Origin of the sequence: Bradyrhizobium sp. IC4060 (genome assembly GCF_020193715.1) — a bacterium.
Taxonomy (GTDB): domain Bacteria; phylum Pseudomonadota; class Alphaproteobacteria; order Rhizobiales; family Xanthobacteraceae; genus Bradyrhizobium; species Bradyrhizobium yuanmingense.
Window position 1 is genome coordinate 1 of the sequence record NZ_JADYVJ010000028.1, and the last position, 13,845, is coordinate 13,845.

At 63.5% G+C, this 13,845-nt stretch carries 15 protein-coding genes and 2 pseudogenes; 6 read left to right on the forward strand and 11 right to left on the reverse strand.

Going from position 1 to position 13,845, the window contains the following annotated elements:
* Both I6F16_RS36270 and I6F16_RS36275 read left to right on the forward strand, forming a co-directional pair.
* Nucleotides 1–293 (forward strand): BBE domain-containing protein (locus I6F16_RS36270; protein ID WP_225174623.1); only part of this gene is annotated, 293 nt, incomplete at its 5' end.
* Between the two features lie 291 nt (nucleotides 294–584).
* The gene (locus I6F16_RS36275) at nucleotides 585–776 is read left to right on the forward strand and encodes a HAMP domain-containing protein (RefSeq protein ID WP_346656620.1); all 192 of its coding nucleotides are present in this window, start codon (nucleotides 585–587) and stop codon (nucleotides 774–776) included.
* On the opposite strand, the gene I6F16_RS36280 is transcribed toward I6F16_RS36275, so the two are convergent.
* From I6F16_RS36280 to I6F16_RS36300, 5 genes are all read right to left on the reverse strand, one after another.
* Complete coding sequence (locus I6F16_RS36280) at nucleotides 752–1,207, reverse strand: Lrp/AsnC family transcriptional regulator (RefSeq protein ID WP_225174624.1); 456 nt, start codon at nucleotides 1,205–1,207, stop codon at nucleotides 752–754. The two genes, I6F16_RS36275 and I6F16_RS36280, sit on opposite strands and share 25 nt — an antisense overlap.
* Nucleotides 1,208–1,261: 54 nt before the next feature.
* Complete coding sequence (locus I6F16_RS36285; protein ID WP_225174625.1) at nucleotides 1,262–1,426, reverse strand: hypothetical protein; 165 nt, start codon at nucleotides 1,424–1,426, stop codon at nucleotides 1,262–1,264.
* A 198-nt stretch (nucleotides 1,427–1,624) separates the two neighbouring features.
* Nucleotides 1,625–1,951: a hypothetical protein gene (locus I6F16_RS36290; protein ID WP_225156413.1), complete on the reverse strand. Its 327-nt coding sequence runs from the start codon at nucleotides 1,949–1,951 to the stop codon at nucleotides 1,625–1,627.
* Between the two features lie 36 nt (nucleotides 1,952–1,987).
* The gene (locus I6F16_RS36295) at nucleotides 1,988–2,803 is read right to left on the reverse strand and encodes a MetQ/NlpA family ABC transporter substrate-binding protein (protein WP_225174626.1); all 816 of its coding nucleotides are present in this window, start codon (nucleotides 2,801–2,803) and stop codon (nucleotides 1,988–1,990) included.
* 38 nt (nucleotides 2,804–2,841) lie between these two features.
* The gene (locus I6F16_RS36300; RefSeq protein ID WP_225174627.1) at nucleotides 2,842–4,185 is read right to left on the reverse strand and encodes an LLM class flavin-dependent oxidoreductase; all 1,344 of its coding nucleotides are present in this window, start codon (nucleotides 4,183–4,185) and stop codon (nucleotides 2,842–2,844) included.
* 506 nt (nucleotides 4,186–4,691) lie between these two features.
* Between I6F16_RS36300 and I6F16_RS36305 the strand changes: the two genes are divergently transcribed.
* Genes I6F16_RS36305 through I6F16_RS36320 form a run of 4 tightly spaced genes read left to right on the forward strand, consistent with a single transcriptional unit; the run spans nucleotide 4,692 to nucleotide 8,415 of the window.
* Nucleotides 4,692–5,618, forward strand: coding sequence for a TauD/TfdA family dioxygenase (locus I6F16_RS36305; RefSeq protein WP_225174628.1), 927 nt, complete (start codon nucleotides 4,692–4,694; stop codon nucleotides 5,616–5,618).
* A gap of 22 nt (nucleotides 5,619–5,640) precedes the next feature.
* On the forward strand, nucleotides 5,641–6,699 hold the full coding sequence (locus tag I6F16_RS36310) for an ABC transporter substrate-binding protein (RefSeq protein WP_225174629.1): 1,059 nt from the start codon (nucleotides 5,641–5,643) through the stop codon (nucleotides 6,697–6,699).
* Nucleotides 6,696–7,556 carry an ABC transporter ATP-binding protein gene (locus I6F16_RS36315; protein WP_225133318.1) on the forward strand — a complete coding sequence of 287 codons (861 nt, stop codon included), beginning with the start codon at nucleotides 6,696–6,698 and terminating at the stop codon, nucleotides 7,554–7,556. The genes I6F16_RS36310 and I6F16_RS36315 overlap by 4 nt, the downstream gene beginning before the upstream one ends.
* A complete protein-coding gene (locus tag I6F16_RS36320; RefSeq protein ID WP_225174630.1) occupies nucleotides 7,549–8,415 on the forward strand; it encodes an ABC transporter permease in 867 nt (288 codons plus the stop codon). The genes I6F16_RS36315 and I6F16_RS36320 overlap by 8 nt, the downstream gene beginning before the upstream one ends.
* A 59-nt stretch (nucleotides 8,416–8,474) precedes the next feature.
* On the opposite strand, the gene epsC is transcribed toward I6F16_RS36320, so the two are convergent.
* The 6 genes and pseudogenes from epsC to I6F16_RS36350 form a co-directional block, all read right to left on the reverse strand.
* Nucleotides 8,475–9,335 carry a serine O-acetyltransferase EpsC gene (gene epsC / locus I6F16_RS36325; RefSeq protein ID WP_346656618.1) on the reverse strand — a complete coding sequence of 287 codons (861 nt, stop codon included), beginning with the start codon at nucleotides 9,333–9,335 and terminating at the stop codon, nucleotides 8,475–8,477.
* Between the two features lie 111 nt (nucleotides 9,336–9,446).
* Nucleotides 9,447–9,952: pseudogene (locus I6F16_RS36330) on the reverse strand (flavin reductase family protein).
* A 104-nt stretch (nucleotides 9,953–10,056) separates the two neighbouring features.
* Nucleotides 10,057–11,055, reverse strand: a complete 999-nt coding sequence (locus I6F16_RS38335) for an acyl-CoA dehydrogenase family protein (protein ID WP_225174631.1) — start codon at nucleotides 11,053–11,055, stop codon at nucleotides 10,057–10,059.
* A 239-nt stretch (nucleotides 11,056–11,294) separates the two neighbouring features.
* Nucleotides 11,295–12,298, reverse strand: a pseudogene (locus I6F16_RS36340) (NrtA/SsuA/CpmA family ABC transporter substrate-binding protein).
* A 17-nt stretch (nucleotides 12,299–12,315) separates the two neighbouring features.
* A complete protein-coding gene (locus tag I6F16_RS36345; RefSeq protein WP_225174632.1) occupies nucleotides 12,316–13,044 on the reverse strand; it encodes an ABC transporter ATP-binding protein in 729 nt (242 codons plus the stop codon).
* Nucleotides 13,041–13,787 (reverse strand): ABC transporter permease subunit, encoded by a 747-nt coding sequence (locus I6F16_RS36350; protein ID WP_225174650.1) that lies wholly within the window; start codon nucleotides 13,785–13,787, stop codon nucleotides 13,041–13,043. The genes I6F16_RS36345 and I6F16_RS36350 overlap by 4 nt, the downstream gene beginning before the upstream one ends.
* Nucleotides 13,788–13,845 lie beyond the last annotated feature (58 nt).

Consider the following 13,845-nt stretch of genomic DNA (forward strand, 5'->3'; position numbering starts at 1 on the left):
CCGGGGATACGGCATTTGTGCATCGGCAGGAGGGCTACAATTTCCTGATCCTCGCGCAATGGACGCAGGCCAGCGATACCAGCCGCAGCATCTCGTGGGCACGCGCAACCTATGAAAGGATGCGGCCGTTTTTCGCTTCTGGACGCTATGTCAATTATCTCGATGATGATGAGACAGGCGATCCGGTTGCCGCTGCTTATGGGCGGAACTACAGGCGCCTGCAGCAGATCAAAGCGAAATACGATCCGACGAACTTCTTCCGCATGAACCAGAATATCCGGCCGCTGGACTGATCACCAGGCCAAGGCATTTCGCCTCTCTCGTTCTGATTCAGGTTGTCAGTAGAAGGTCTTTACGCCCGGCCCGGTAGTTGGTCGCCGTAAGCTCTGCGCTCGCGGCCGGAAAGCGGGTTGACGAGCTCGCAGAGCCGCTCGCAAGTGATTACGAGAAGGCTTCGAAAGCCACTGCGTTGAGGTCAGAAGAAGACCTTGGATTGGGCGTAATGATTGCTCTGATCTTGGTGCTCTCAGCTTGCTCCTGGGGCTCGCCCTCTCGGTGCTTACGTCGCGCAGCATTAGCATCCGATCCGGGAGCTGAGAGCCTCGATGCTGGACTTGGCCGAAGGCAATTCCAATGTTGTGCTCCACGGTGTTGGCCGCAAGGACGAAATCGGCGAAATCGCGGGCGCGGTCGAAAGGTTTAAGGTGAAAGCGGCCGAGAAGGCGCAAGCGGAAACCGAAGCCAAGGCAGCTCATGATCGTATCTCTGCCAAGTAACGAAAGTCCGACATGCGCCGGCTTGCAGATGCCTTCGAGGCGGCCATCGGGGAAATTGTCGGAACCGTTTCCTCCGCGTCTACCGAGCTGGAAGCGTCGGCTGGTTCTTCCATCACCTCGGGTATAGCGCTAACGGCAGCGGCGAAACGCTTCAGCCAGCCATCGGAGTGATCGGAGCTTTCCATCGAGACGAACACCGAAAGGCCGAGGCCGATCTTGTTCTGGTCGACCAGCGCAACGCGCTTCAGGATCACGCCGTCGGCCTCCAGGCGCTGGATGCGCTTCCAGCAGGGCGTGGAGGACAGGCCGACCCGGTCGCCGATTTCGGCCACGGACAGTGAGGCGTCCTCCTGAAGCACCGTCAGGATCTTGCGGTCGATGGCATCGAGGCGGCGGCCCGTCTCGGCGAGCTGCAGCGCAGCGTCGGACATTGTCTGATTACCTTTTTGTCAGTGGAGGTGGGGACCGGCGCTTAGGCAGGGTTGTCAGCCGTGGGGTCCGAACAGGAAGAACTCGTAAAGGTCATCCTGAGGGCTGCATCGTTCATCGTTCGGGCCACCCGTCTGCGGCTGCAGTGAGTGCCGGAACCACTCGCGTGCCTGTTCGAACCAGCTGGCAAAGCTTGAATGCAGCGAGATGATGTAGCTCATGTTCACTCCGGACAACATTGTAGGGCGAGAACCCGACAAGGCTAACACGAGCGGCAACATGTTGAACATCGTCAGCCGTTGACCACGTTCAGTTTGGTTGGATCGTACTGAGACTGTCATCTGTTCGAGCAAGATATTCCCTGGTGCCGTTTCGCAAGGAACGATTTTCACGCAGTGGACGGAATGCGGAGGATTGGATCAGTCGTTCGCGAGCAACGCGAGCACGTCGGCGTGCCGCAGCTGCTGTGTGGAACCGGCGTTCAGCGGTCTGCGGCAGGAGTCCGGCACCGTCGGCAGCATGGGCAGACCCATGCTGCCGAACGATGCATACATCAGGCTCCGGTCGGCGCGCTCATGCAGGTGCAGGCGCGTCATCAGGCCGAGCACGAACAGGAACGCGATCAGCAGCACCAGCGGCAGGATCAAGGCTTCATGCCAGCCGATGCGATCGGTCACCGCTCGCGCGTCGGTCGCCCGCTCAGCGGGAGAACGAACACGCGTCCACTCCAGTGTGAACGCGAACATGCTGAGGCCGCGTCTCACTGCTTTTCCGCGATCCCCTCACTTCATGTAGTCGGGCAGGGTGAACCCGTCATAGAAGCGGTCGGCCAAGATCGCCGTCTTGAACGTCGGCGATTTGTAAGCGGCGACGATGTCCTGGGCCCATTCGGCATCGGCGTTGGCCTTCTTCACTGCGAGCACGTTGATGTAGGGCGTGGTCATCTTCTCCAGCGCAAAGGCATTGGTCAGCTTCAGACCGCTGAAGATCGCAAAATTGCCCTGGACAGCGGCGAAGTCGACATCGTCGAGCGCCCGCGGCGCCTGCGCTGCCTCGAGCGGCACGATCTTGATGCCGCCTGGATTCTTGATGACATCGAGCTCGGTGACGTCGACCGGCTTGCTGTCGCGAATCTCGATCAGGCCGAGATCGCGCAGCACCCAAAGCGCGCGCTGGAGGTTGACGGGATCGTTCGGCACGGCGACGCTGGAGCCCGGCTTGATCGGCGTGCCCAGCGGGTGCTTCTTCGAATAGAGGCCCATCGGGGGCGTCGGGACATGGACAATGCCGACGAGATCGGTCTTCTGGCGCTCGTTGTAGGACTCGAGGAAGACCGTGTGCTGCATCACATTGGCATCGATCTCGGACTTGAACACCGCGTTGTTGGCTTCAAGGCCGGTCGAGAATTCGACGTAGCGGATCTTGTAGCCCTTCTTCTTGAGCTCGGGCTCGACGCCGATCTTGAACTCGTCGATGTACGGCCCCGGCACGAAGCCGACCCGCAATTCGGGCTTCGCGGGTTGCTGCGCCATGGAGTTTTCGGCGGCGAGCGGGGAGAGAGCCAAAAGGCCGGAGAGGAGGAACAATGCGGTCTTCATGTTTTTTTGCGGTTTTCCAGATTGGAGGGAGAGCGGTGTCAGGCGATCGCCTTGACCTGGTTGGAGTAGATGCTGGAGGGGCGGGCGAGGCCGTAATGCTCGCGCAGCGTCGTGCCGGTGTAGTCCTCGCGGAACAAGCCGCGCTTGCGCAGGATCGGGACGACCTGCTCGGCGAAGACATCGAACCCGCCGGGAAGCCAGGGCGGCATCACGTTGAAGCCGTCCGCCGCACCGCCCTCGAACCAGGCCTGGATGTTGTCGGCGATCTTCTCCGGCGTGCCGGCGATTACCCAATGGCCGCGCGCGCCGGCGAGGCGCTGGACGAGTTGGCGGATCGTCGGCTTCTCGCGATCGACGATGTCGACGACGAGCTTGAAACGGCTGGCGACGCCGCGCGCACTGGCGGTGTCGATCAGATGGCGCGGCACGGGACCGTCGAGATCGTAGCCGGTGAGATCGATTCCGATCATCTGGCGCAGCTGCGTCAGGGAATATTCCGGCTGGATCAGCTCATTGAACTCGTCCTGAAGGCGGTCGGCCTCGGCTTGCGTGCTGCCGATGAAGGGGCTGATGCCGGGCAGGATCTTGATCTCGTCAGGGCCGCGGTCGAAGGTGCGGGCCTGCCGCTTGATGTCCGCATAAAAGGACTTGGCGGAGTCCAGCGTCTGGTGCGCGGTGAAGATGGCTTCCGCGAAACGGGCAGCGAAGGCGCGACCATCGTCGGAGGAGCCAGCCTGCACATAAACCGGCCGGCCCTGCGGCGTGCGCGAGATGTTCAACGGGCCCCGAACCCGAAAATGCTTGCCGACATGATCGAGCGTGTGAATCTTGCTGGTCTCGGCGAAGACGCCCGAGACAGGGTCGTTGACGAGCGCATCGTCCTCCCAGCTGTCCCAGAGCCGCGAGATCACGTCGAGATATTCGCGGGCGCGCTCGTAGCGCTCGTGGTGAGGCGGGTGCTCGGGCAATCCAAAGTTTTGCGCAGCCTGCGGCGCGCTGGTCGTCACGATATTCCAGCCGGCCCGGCCCTTGCTCAGGTGGTCGAGCGAGGCGAACAGGCGCGCGAGATTGTAGGGCTCGGTATAGGTGGTCGATGCCGTCGCGATCAGGCCGATACGCTTCGTCACCGCGGCGATCGCAGCCAGCCAGGTGATCGGCTCGAAGCGAAAACGCTGGGCGTAGCGGACGTTGTCGGCTAGCGCCGGCCCGTCGGCAAAGAAGATCGCCTCGAACTTGCTCGCCTCGGCGCGCTGTGCCAGCTCCTGATAATAGGTGATGTCGAGAATGCGCTCCGCGGACGATCCCTTGTAGCGCCAGGCAGCTTCGTGATGGCCGCCGGGATAGATGAAGAGATTGAGAACAAGCTGCCGTTGATTGCTCATGTCGAAACGCCCCGTATGCGGCCTGGGCAAAATCTATGTCGGCGCTCGCATCGTTGTCGATGGAATGGAATTGCGTTGTTGAGTTCGATGCGAGCATGAACTTTCGGGAAAGCCTGCAAGCGGAGATCGCACGTGGCGCGACTGTTTGTGGACTCGAGATGCGCACGTCCAGACGACCATCTAAGCGGCGGCGACACCGCGGTTACGCCGAGAGCGGTTCTGCGTTCTTCTGTCGCTGTTTTCGCGAATGCAACTATTCCCCGCACTGTTCAATCTTTGGAAGCCATTTCCGAAATCCGTGAGCTAGCATTCTCTGACTGAGCACGAGGCTGCATTGATGTAGCCTCCCACGGAAAGGTCCCGCCAGACGGGATTGCCGTCAGAGCGGACGGCAGTCTCGCAAGAGGATCGATCGCACCATCATTGTCCTTCACTCCGTCATCGCAACTGCGATCGGCGAACGGCGGAGCCTTGTCCAAATGGATCGCGGCATCGGGGAAAGTGACATGACTGACGGAATCACCATCGACAACGTCATTCCGCGCGCGGATATCGTGAAACGGTCGGCCCGTATCGGCGCCGAAATCAGGAATATCAAGCTTTCGGGCGATCTGCCGGATCGATTTATTGCAGCGATCAATCAGGTGCTGCTGGAGCACAAAGTCATCTTCTTCCGTGACCAAAATCATCTCGACGATGCCGAGCAGGAGCGTTTTGCCCATCGGCTCGGCAATCTGGTGCCGCATCCGACGGTCGGCGCCACCAAGGGCACGGCCTCGATCCTCGAGCTCGACTCCGCGCGCGGAGGCGGCCGTGCGGACCAGTGGCATACCGATGTCACCTTCGTCGACGCCTATCCGAAGATCTCGGTTCTGCGCGGCGTCGTGATCCCCGAGTTCGGCGGCGACACGATCTGGTCGAACACGGCTGCCGCCTATCTCGACCTGCCGGCGCCGCTGCGCAAGCTCGCCGACGAGCTCTGGGCGGTGCACAGCAATGCCTATGACTATGCAGTCAAGACCCGTGCGAGCGAGGCCGACAGAAAACACTTCGAGGAGGTGTTCACCGGTACAATCTACGAGACCGAACACCCCGTCGTTCGCGTCCACCCTGAGACCGGCGAGCGCACGCTGGTGCTGGGCAACTTCGTCCAGCGCTTCGTTGGCCTGTCGAAATACGACGGCCAGAAGCTGTTTGACCTGTTCCAGTCGCACATCACGGCGCCGGAGAACGCGGTTCGCTGGAGCTGGCGGCAGGGGGATGTCGTCATCTGGGATAATCGCGCGACCCAGCATTACGCGGTCAATGATTACGGCGATCAGCATCGCGTCGTGCGCCGCGCGACCATTGATGGCGAGGTGCCGGTCAGCGTCGACGGCCGGCAGAGCGTCACCCCGATCAAGTCGACCAAGCCGCAAGCAAAAGCCGCCTGAAATAAGCAAGGGAGTGAATACAATGAGAATTGCTATCTCCGCTCTGCGCCGGCTGGTTGCCGGGCTCCGTGCACGAGGCCGGCAACTCGGCCTCGCGGCCCTCGGTCTGACGGGGTTCGTTGGCAGCGCCATGGCCGAGCCGCAGCTCGAGAAGAGCGAGATCCGTTACCAGGGTTGGGCCGGGCAGGTGACCTTCATCGAGCTGGCTGACGACCTCGGCTATCTCGCGCCGCTCAAGCTGAAATGGGTCGGCAACACCATCAGCGGTCCGCAGGATATTCAGACCGTGGTCACCGGCGATATCGACATCGGCGGTGCGTTCTACGGCGCGATCATCAAGCTGATCGCCGCCAAGGCGCCGATCAAGGCGGTGGTCGGCTATTACGGTTCGGACGACAACACCTACAGCGGCTACTACGTGAAGGAGGATAGTCCGATCAAGACCGCGCGGGACCTGATCGGCAAGAAGGTCGCGGTCAACACGCTGGGAGCGCACCATGAATTCGTGCTGCGCGAGTACCTGGCTCGCAACGGCCTGACGCCGGCGGAGGCGAAACAGGTGACGCTGGTCGCGATCCCGCCGGTCACCGGTGAGCAGGCGCTGCGGCAGGGGCAGGTCGAGCTTAGCACGCTCGGCGGCGTCCTGCGTGACAAGGCACTCGAGCGCGGCGGCATTCGCCGGCTGTTTGCGGATACCGACGTCTTCGGGAACTTCACCGGAGGGGCCTATGTGCTGGGGGACAAGTTCATCAAGGACAATCCGAACACGTCCCGCAAGCTGATCGAGGGCGTGTCTCGTGCCATCGACTGGGCTCAGACAACGCCGCCGGAGGAGGTCCGTGCCCGCTTCGAGCGCGTCATCGCCGAGCGCAAGCGCAACGAGGACGCCACCCCGATCAAGTACTGGAGGAGCACGGGCGTCGCGACCAAGGGCGGCGTGATCGGCGATGCCGAGCTCCAGGTCTGGATCGACTGGCTGGTCAGGGATGGCCTGCTGAAGCAGGACCAGCTCAAGCCGTCGGACATCTTCACCAACGCGTTCAACTATTTCCGCCCGGGCGAGACCGCGGAGGCCAAATGACGACGGCCAAGATCCGCTTCGAGCACGTGCGCAAGGACTTCCTGGTCCGCGGCAGGGATGGCGGGCCGGCGCAGCGCTTCACCGCGCTTGACGACATCACACTGGATGTGCGGACCGGCGAATTCCTTGCGTTGGTCGGGCCGAGCGGCTGCGGCAAGTCGACCCTGCTGGACCTGCTCGGCGGCCTAACGACACCGAGCAGCGGTCGCATCCTGCTCGATGGCGGGGTCATCGAGGGCCCGGCGCGGGACCGCGGCATCGTGTTCCAGCAATACGCGCTGTTTCCCTGGCGCACGGCCGCGCAGAATGTCGAGTTCGGGCTCGACATTGCCGGCCTGAAGGCCAGGGAGCGGCGGGAAAGGGCGCTGCACTATCTCGATCTCGTCGGGCTGTCCGGCTTTGCCGACCGCTATCCGCACGAGCTCTCCGGCGGCATGAAGCAACGCGTCGCGATCGCCCGCAGCCTTGCCTACGATCCGGAGGTGCTGCTGATGGATGAGCCGTTTGCGGCGCTCGATGCACAGACGCGGGAGACACTGCAAGGCGAGCTGCTGCGCATCTGGCGCCGCACGGGAAAGACCATCCTGTTCATCACGCACGGCATCGATGAAGCCGTGGTCCTTGGTCAGCGCGTGGCGGTGATGACCTCGCGTCCCGGCCGCATCAAGCAAGTCATCGATATTCCCGATGAGTTGCACAGCGAGACCGAGGACGTTCGCTCGTTGCCCGGGTTCGGGCATGTCAGGCACGAAGTGTGGTCCTTGCTGCGCGACGAGGTCTTGAAGGCGCAGGGCTCCCAGGTGGCAGCATCGGATGGCGAGCGCGTGGCAAAGGCGAAGGAGCTCGCTCATGTCTAATCTGGAGATCCTGACCTTGATGGAACTGGCCGAGGGCAGCCCGAAAGACCGGGCCAGGCAACGCGCCGGCGTAGTTGCCGCGGCGACGGGTAGCCTGGTGCGATGGCTCGGCATCATTGGACAGCGATCCCCGCTGTTGCTGCTGTTCCTGGCCCTCTGGGAAACGGCGCCGCGCCTCGGTCTCATCGATGTGACCTTCCTGCCGCCGTTCTCCGAGGTGATCGCCGCGGGCTGGCAGCTTGCACAGTCGGGAGAGCTCTACGACCACATCGGGGCAAGCCTGCTTCGTGCCCTGAGCGGTTTTCTGATCGCCATTGCCCTGTTCGTGCCGTTGGGTGTGTTGACGGGATGGTATGTCGGGCTGGGCAATCTCCTGAGCCAGATCATCGAGATCGCGCGCAACACGGCGCCGCTGGCGCTGCTGCCGGTTTTCATCCTGCTGCTCGGGATCGGCGAGCTCTCGAAGGTCACCATGGTGGTCTACAGCTGCGCCTGGCCGCTGCTGCTGAACACGATCGCTGCAGTCCGCCAGGTCGATCCGCTCCTGGTCAAGTCGGCACGGACGATGGGGGCGACGCCGAGCCAATTGTTCCGGAAAGTGATCCTGCCGGCGTCGCTGCCGACCATCTTCGTCGGCATCCGCCTGGCAAGCGCCTCGGCGATGCTGGTGCTGGTCGCGTCCGAGATGGTCGGTGCGAAATCGGGGCTGGGTTATCTCATCATCAACAGCCAGTACAGCTTCCTGATCCCGCAGATGTATTTCGGCATCCTCGGCATCACGGTGATCGGCCTCTCCTTCAACGCAATCCTGGAGGCACTGGAGCGTCGCCTGATGCGCTGGAAGGCGCCGGCCATCTAGCGTTTTCGAGCGAAGTGGATACCGGTTCGCGTCAAGAAAACGCGTAGAAACAAGAAGCCCTAGCCTTGCTTATTGCGGACCGTGGCCTGGGTCACGATACTGTTCGGCGGCACACTGTGGGTCAGCCAGACATTGCCGCCGATCGTCGATCCGCGGCCGATGGTGATCCGGCCCAAGATCGTAGCGCCGGCATAGATGACGACATCGTCTTCCAGGATCGGATGGCGGGCGTCGCCCTTGATCAAGCTGCCATCGTCGTCGGTCGGAAAGTGACGAGCGCCGAGCGTGACGGCCTGATAGACGCGGACGTTGTCGCCGATGATGGCGGTCTCGCCGATCACCACGCCGGTGCCGTGGTCGATGAAGAAGCCAGAGCCGATGCTCGCGCCGGGGTGAATGTCGATCCCGGTGCGGGTATGCGCGATCTCGGCGACCAGGCGAGCGATCAGCCGGGCGCCCAGCCCGTGCAGGATATGGGCGAGGCGGTGATGAATGATTGCCGTCATCCCGGGATAGCCGATCAGGATCTCGGGAAAATTCCGGGCGGCGGGGTCACCGACGAAGGCGGCCCTGAGGTCATTGATGAGAAGCCCGCGCACGATCGGCAGTCGCGAGCCGAATGTCCGGGTCAGTTCGACGGCGTCCTCGCGGCGGAATCCGGCGGTGAGCTCGTCGCCGATGAAGAGGGCACCGCGATGGATCTGGTCGCACAGCGAGTCCAGGGCGATGGCGAGGGTGTTTCCGACGAAATAGTCGATATTCTCGCCGTCGAGCTCGGAGCGACCGTAATGCCGTGGAAACAGTGCCGCCGTGAGGCCATCGAGGACGGCCTCCAGCGCTTCGCGCGATGGGGCTTGGCGTGCTTCGCCGTCCCTGCGGATGCTGTGTGTCTCCTTCCGGGAGACGCGTAGCTCGGCCACGATCCGGTCGAGCTGCCACCGCCTGGACGTCGGCTCCAGGTCCGATGTCGGGATTCGCGTTTCATGCTGCCCTCGTTTGATGCCGGAGATCGAGAAGCCGCAGGAGCGCTCCTACCTGACATGCGCCAGGGGGATGCTGATCTCGGCGAGCAAATCCAGGTCGAAATCGTGCTTTATCTCGATATATTGACCGTTCCAGTATACCAGCCCCGACAGCTGGGGCGACAGTTCGAAGCTCAAGATACTGCCGACGATTATCCCATGCGAGTATCGCTCGATGATCTCCTCCACCTGGCACTCGACCGTCGCCAGTGAATTGCCGAGCAGGGGAACGCCGGACGGCCCAGCCGTCCAGGCGACGCCTTCATAGCGCTGGGCCCCCTTCAGCCTGCCATTGCTGAATCGGCTCGCGAGCTCCTGCTGGTCGGATCCGAGAATGTTGACCCCGAACACCCTGTGACGCTCGATCGGGGCAAAAGAAGAGGCCTGGCGGTTGACGCTGACCAGCACACGCGGCGGGCTGGCGCTCAGCGAGGTCAGCGACGTGACCGTCATTCCCGTGATGTCGGCGTCGCGGCGGCCGTGATGATACTGACGCCACCGGCGAGCCGGCGCATCACGGCGCGGAACTGGTGCTCGATCTCATTGACGAGATGGATGTCCGACCTTCACATGTCTGTCTCTCCTTGCGTCGGACCGTCGGATAAAGGCGCCATCCTGCCTAGAAGAAGCCCTTCGCCGGCAGCGGCGTGCCGCTGATTTCGTACTGGCCGATCGAGCGCGCCTTGTAGGTGGTCGGATTGTGCGAGGACAGCGTGCGCGCATTGCGCCAGTGCCGGTCGAAATTGGTGACCTTCTTGGTCGCCGACGCGCCGCCGACATCGAACAGCAGGCTGCCGCCGCGGATGGCGAAATCGTCCGCGATGATCTTGGCCTTGGCCGAGAGCAGGGCGGCGGTGTGGGCGGCCTCCGCGGCGTTCGATGCACCGAAGTCGAAGGCATCCGTCGCGATGTCGAGCGCCTCGGCGGCCGCCAGCACAACCGTTTCGGCCGCAAACGCCCCGCTGGCGATCTGGCCGACGGTCTGCTGCAGCAGGGGATCATCCGTCGGAACTTCTGTGGGCGCGTAATAGAAGGTTCGCTTGCGCGAATGGACGAGCGCGGTGGCGTCACGCAACGTCGCGCGCGCGATACCGGCAACGACCGCGGTCAGGAACAGCTGCGCGAACGTGTTGGAGTAAGGCACGCCGTAGCCGGTGTCGGGCGTGTCGAAGACGATCTCCTGGCGCTTGACCTTGACGTTGCGGAAATGCGTCGTGCCGGTCGCGGTGAGCCGCTGTCCGAGCCCATCCCAATCGTCGACCAGCTCGATGCCCTCGCGCTTGATCGGGACGATGGTCGCGCCGCTGATGCCATCAGGATCGGCGGCGCGGACGAGCACGTAGTCCGAATACAGCGTGCCGGTGCTGTAATATTTGGTCCCGTTCAGGAGGTAATCGCCGTTTCCGTCAGGCGTGAAGGTCGTACCCGGCGTGACATTGCCGACGCGGGGGCTTTCGAGCTCGGTGGTGGCAAGCCCGATGATCGCGCCCTGCGCGACCGCCTTCTGCCACTCGCGGCTCTGCTCGTCCTTGGGCGTACGCACCAGCCGTTCCACCACGCTGAAATGGTTGCGCAGGATATGCGCGACATTGGAGTCGGCCTCGCCGAGGCGGATCACGAAAGCGAAGAGATCGCAGAGCGCCGCCGGCGCTCACTGGCAGCCGCAGCGCGCCGAGACGGGCGCGGCGGATGAGATCGATGATTTCGAAGGGCAGCACGCGGTCGCGTTCTCGCGCGCTCGCACCTTCGGCGATCTGGTTGAGCAACGCTTCCAGCTCCGGCGAGCCGGCCTTGAACGGCTCGGATCTGCCGAGGGAGGGGGCGGATACGGTCTTGTTCATTGTCCTGACCTGTTAACTAGAGCTGGGCGAGATGGTCGGTGACCTTGACCGGCTCGGGCAGAACCTTGCGCGCGACCAGCCAGTCGGCGGCCTTTTGCAGCTCGCTGATGAAGCGCTCGTCATTGACCCCGAAGTAGCGGTACTTGCGTTTCAGCGCAATGAACTGATCGCGGACCTCGTCGCTGTACTTGCCCGCCTTCTGGGCGATGTACTCCGCCTCCTTTCCGTTCTCCGAGATCCACTTGCCTTCGGCGCGGAACGCATCGTTGACGGCCCGCACGAGGGCGGGGTTGTCGGTCGCGAATTTGCGGGTGGTCAGGTACGAGGTGTAGTCGATCTGGAAGTCGAGGTCCCTCCCTTCCAGGAAGATGTCGTGCGCCTTGTATTCGAGCCGGGCGATATCGACGCCGGGGCTCCACATCGACCAGGCGTCGACCTTGCCGGAGGCGAGCGCAGGCGCCGCATCGGGCGGATTGAGATAGACGAACTTGACCTTGGAACGGTCGACCTTGTGCTTCTCGAGCGCGGCGACCAGCAGGAACTCGCCGAGGCCGGAGCGGTTGACCGCGACCGACTTGCCGACGAGGTCCTCGACCTTATCGATGCCGGAGCCATCCTTGGCGATGATCGCCGTCGTGCGGGGCTCGTAAACCACGAACTGGGTGAACACCAGCGGCGAACCGGCGATGACGCGGCCAGCGCCGGCGTCGTGCTGCCGCCGAAGCTGAAATCGGCGCTGCCGCCGGTGACGGCCTGCAATGTCGGGGCGTGGTTCGGGAAGGGCCCGAGCCATTCGACCTTGATGCCGTCCTTGGCCAGCACCTTCTCGAACTCGCCGCGTTCCTTGGCGATCAGATTGAGACCGCTCAGGCCCCAGGTCAGGCGAACAATATCCGTGGTGCGGCCAGTTGCGGCCTCGGCAAAATCGCCGATGTTGAGGCCGGCGAGGGCGCCGACGCCGAAGGCCGCGGTGCTCAGAAAGCTGCGGCGGGACGGCTTGGAGATGGGAGAGTCGGACATAATGGCCTTCCGCTGAATCAATGGGTGGAGTGCGAATTCACGCCGAGCTCGGCAAGGAGCTTGCTGCGCGAGATCGGTGTCGAGCCGTTTCGTGCGACGCGGTGCTCGTAGGCGATCGCGCCGTTCCGCATCACCAGGATGCGATCCGCCAGCGCAATCGCTTCGTCGACGTCGTGCGTGACGAGCAGAACGCCCGGCTGATGATTGGCGACGAGCTCGCGAACGAGCTCATGCATGCGGATGCGGGTGAGCGCGTCCAATGCGGCAAACGGCTCGTCAAGGAGCAGAAGCTCTGGTTGCTGCACCAGCGCGCGGGCCAGCGCGACGCGCTGGGCCTGTCCGCCGGACAGATTGCGCGGCCAATCGTCGAGACGGTCGCCGAGGCCCACCTCGGTCAACGCTTCGGCGGCGCGCTCGCGTGCGTCCGGCACCTGCAAACCAAGCGAGACGTTGCGCCAGAGGCTGTCCCAGGGCAGGAGCCGGTGCTCCTGGAATACCACCGCCGGCCGGCGCGGCGCGACGATGCGCCCACCCTGGATCGAGTCCAGACCGGCGAGCGCCCGCAGCAATGTCGTCTTGCCGCAGCCGCTTTCGCCCAGCAGGGCGACGAACTCGCCCCGTTCGATGCGCAGGTTCAGCTTTTCGATCACCACGCGGCTGCCGTAGCTGCGCACGAGATTGCTGACGGTGACGGCCGGTCCGGCTTCGAATGGAGCGGCCGGCAGCGAAGCGATGTGAGCGTTCATCGTGCTGCCCCGTAGTTCGGATGCCAGGCGAGAAGGCGCCGTTCGAGAAAGCGTGCAATTCCATCGGCCGCGACGCCGATGAGCGCATAGATCACGATGGTCAGCACGATCACGTCGGTGCGCAGGAATTCACGCGCGTCCATGGCGAGAAAGCCGATGCCCGACTGCGCGCCGATGGTTTCAGCGACGACCAGCGCAAGCCATGCCGTCGCCAGTGCATAGCGGACGCCGGTCAGGATCGAGGGCAATGCGCCGGGAAGGATGATCCGACGGATCAGCTGAATGGAGCTCAGGCCCTGGACGCGACCGAGCTCGAGCAATTTGGGATCGACCTGGCGGATACCGAGCACCGTGTTGATGTAGATCGGGAAGGTGACGCCGAGGGCCACCAGGAAGATCTTCTGGGTCTCGCCGACGCCAAGCCAGACGATGACCAAAGGCAGCGCTGCGAGGAACGGGATGGCCCGGATCATCTGCACGCTGCGGTCGATCAGAGCTTCGGCGATGCGGGAGAAGCCGACGAGAATGCCGAGGCCGCCGCCGATGGCCGTGCCGATCACGAATCCCGCCGCCGCCCGCAGCAAGCTCACGCCGAGATCGTTCAGCAGTGTGCCCGTGGTCGCAAGCTTGAAGGCGGTGCGGATCACCTTGCTCGGTGCGGGCAGAACTTGCGGCGAGAGCCATCCTGCCTGCGCCAGCCATTCCCAGATGACGACCAGCACCACCGGCGCCAGCCACGACAGAAGCTGAAGGCCGCGAGTGCCAGGCTTGCTCTTCGCGGCGGCCGGAGCGAGTGCGCCG

What these genes read in the sequence shown, in the direction of transcription:
- I6F16_RS36310 (WP_225174629.1), top strand. Translation starts at nt 5,641, where the DNA reads ATGAGAATTGCTATCTCCGCTCTGCGCCGGCTGGTTGCCGGGCTCCGT.
- I6F16_RS36285 (WP_225174625.1), bottom strand. Translation starts at nt 1,426, where the DNA reads ATGAGCTACATCATCTCGCTGCATTCAAGCTTTGCCAGCTGGTTCGAA.
- I6F16_RS36280 (WP_225174624.1), bottom strand. Translation starts at nt 1,207, where the DNA reads ATGTCCGACGCTGCGCTGCAGCTCGCCGAGACGGGCCGCCGCCTCGAT.
- I6F16_RS36315 (WP_225133318.1), top strand. Translation starts at nt 6,696, where the DNA reads ATGACGACGGCCAAGATCCGCTTCGAGCACGTGCGCAAGGACTTCCTG.
- I6F16_RS36320 (WP_225174630.1), top strand. Translation starts at nt 7,549, where the DNA reads ATGTCTAATCTGGAGATCCTGACCTTGATGGAACTGGCCGAGGGCAGC.
- I6F16_RS36300 (WP_225174627.1), bottom strand. Translation starts at nt 4,185, where the DNA reads ATGAGCAATCAACGGCAGCTTGTTCTCAATCTCTTCATCTATCCCGGC.
- I6F16_RS36295 (WP_225174626.1), bottom strand. Translation starts at nt 2,803, where the DNA reads ATGAAGACCGCATTGTTCCTCCTCTCCGGCCTTTTGGCTCTCTCCCCG.
- I6F16_RS36305 (WP_225174628.1), top strand. Translation starts at nt 4,692, where the DNA reads ATGACTGACGGAATCACCATCGACAACGTCATTCCGCGCGCGGATATC.
- I6F16_RS36345 (WP_225174632.1), bottom strand. Translation starts at nt 13,044, where the DNA reads ATGAACGCTCACATCGCTTCGCTGCCGGCCGCTCCATTCGAAGCCGGA.
- I6F16_RS36290 (WP_225156413.1), bottom strand. Translation starts at nt 1,951, where the DNA reads ATGTTCGCGTTCACACTGGAGTGGACGCGTGTTCGTTCTCCCGCTGAG.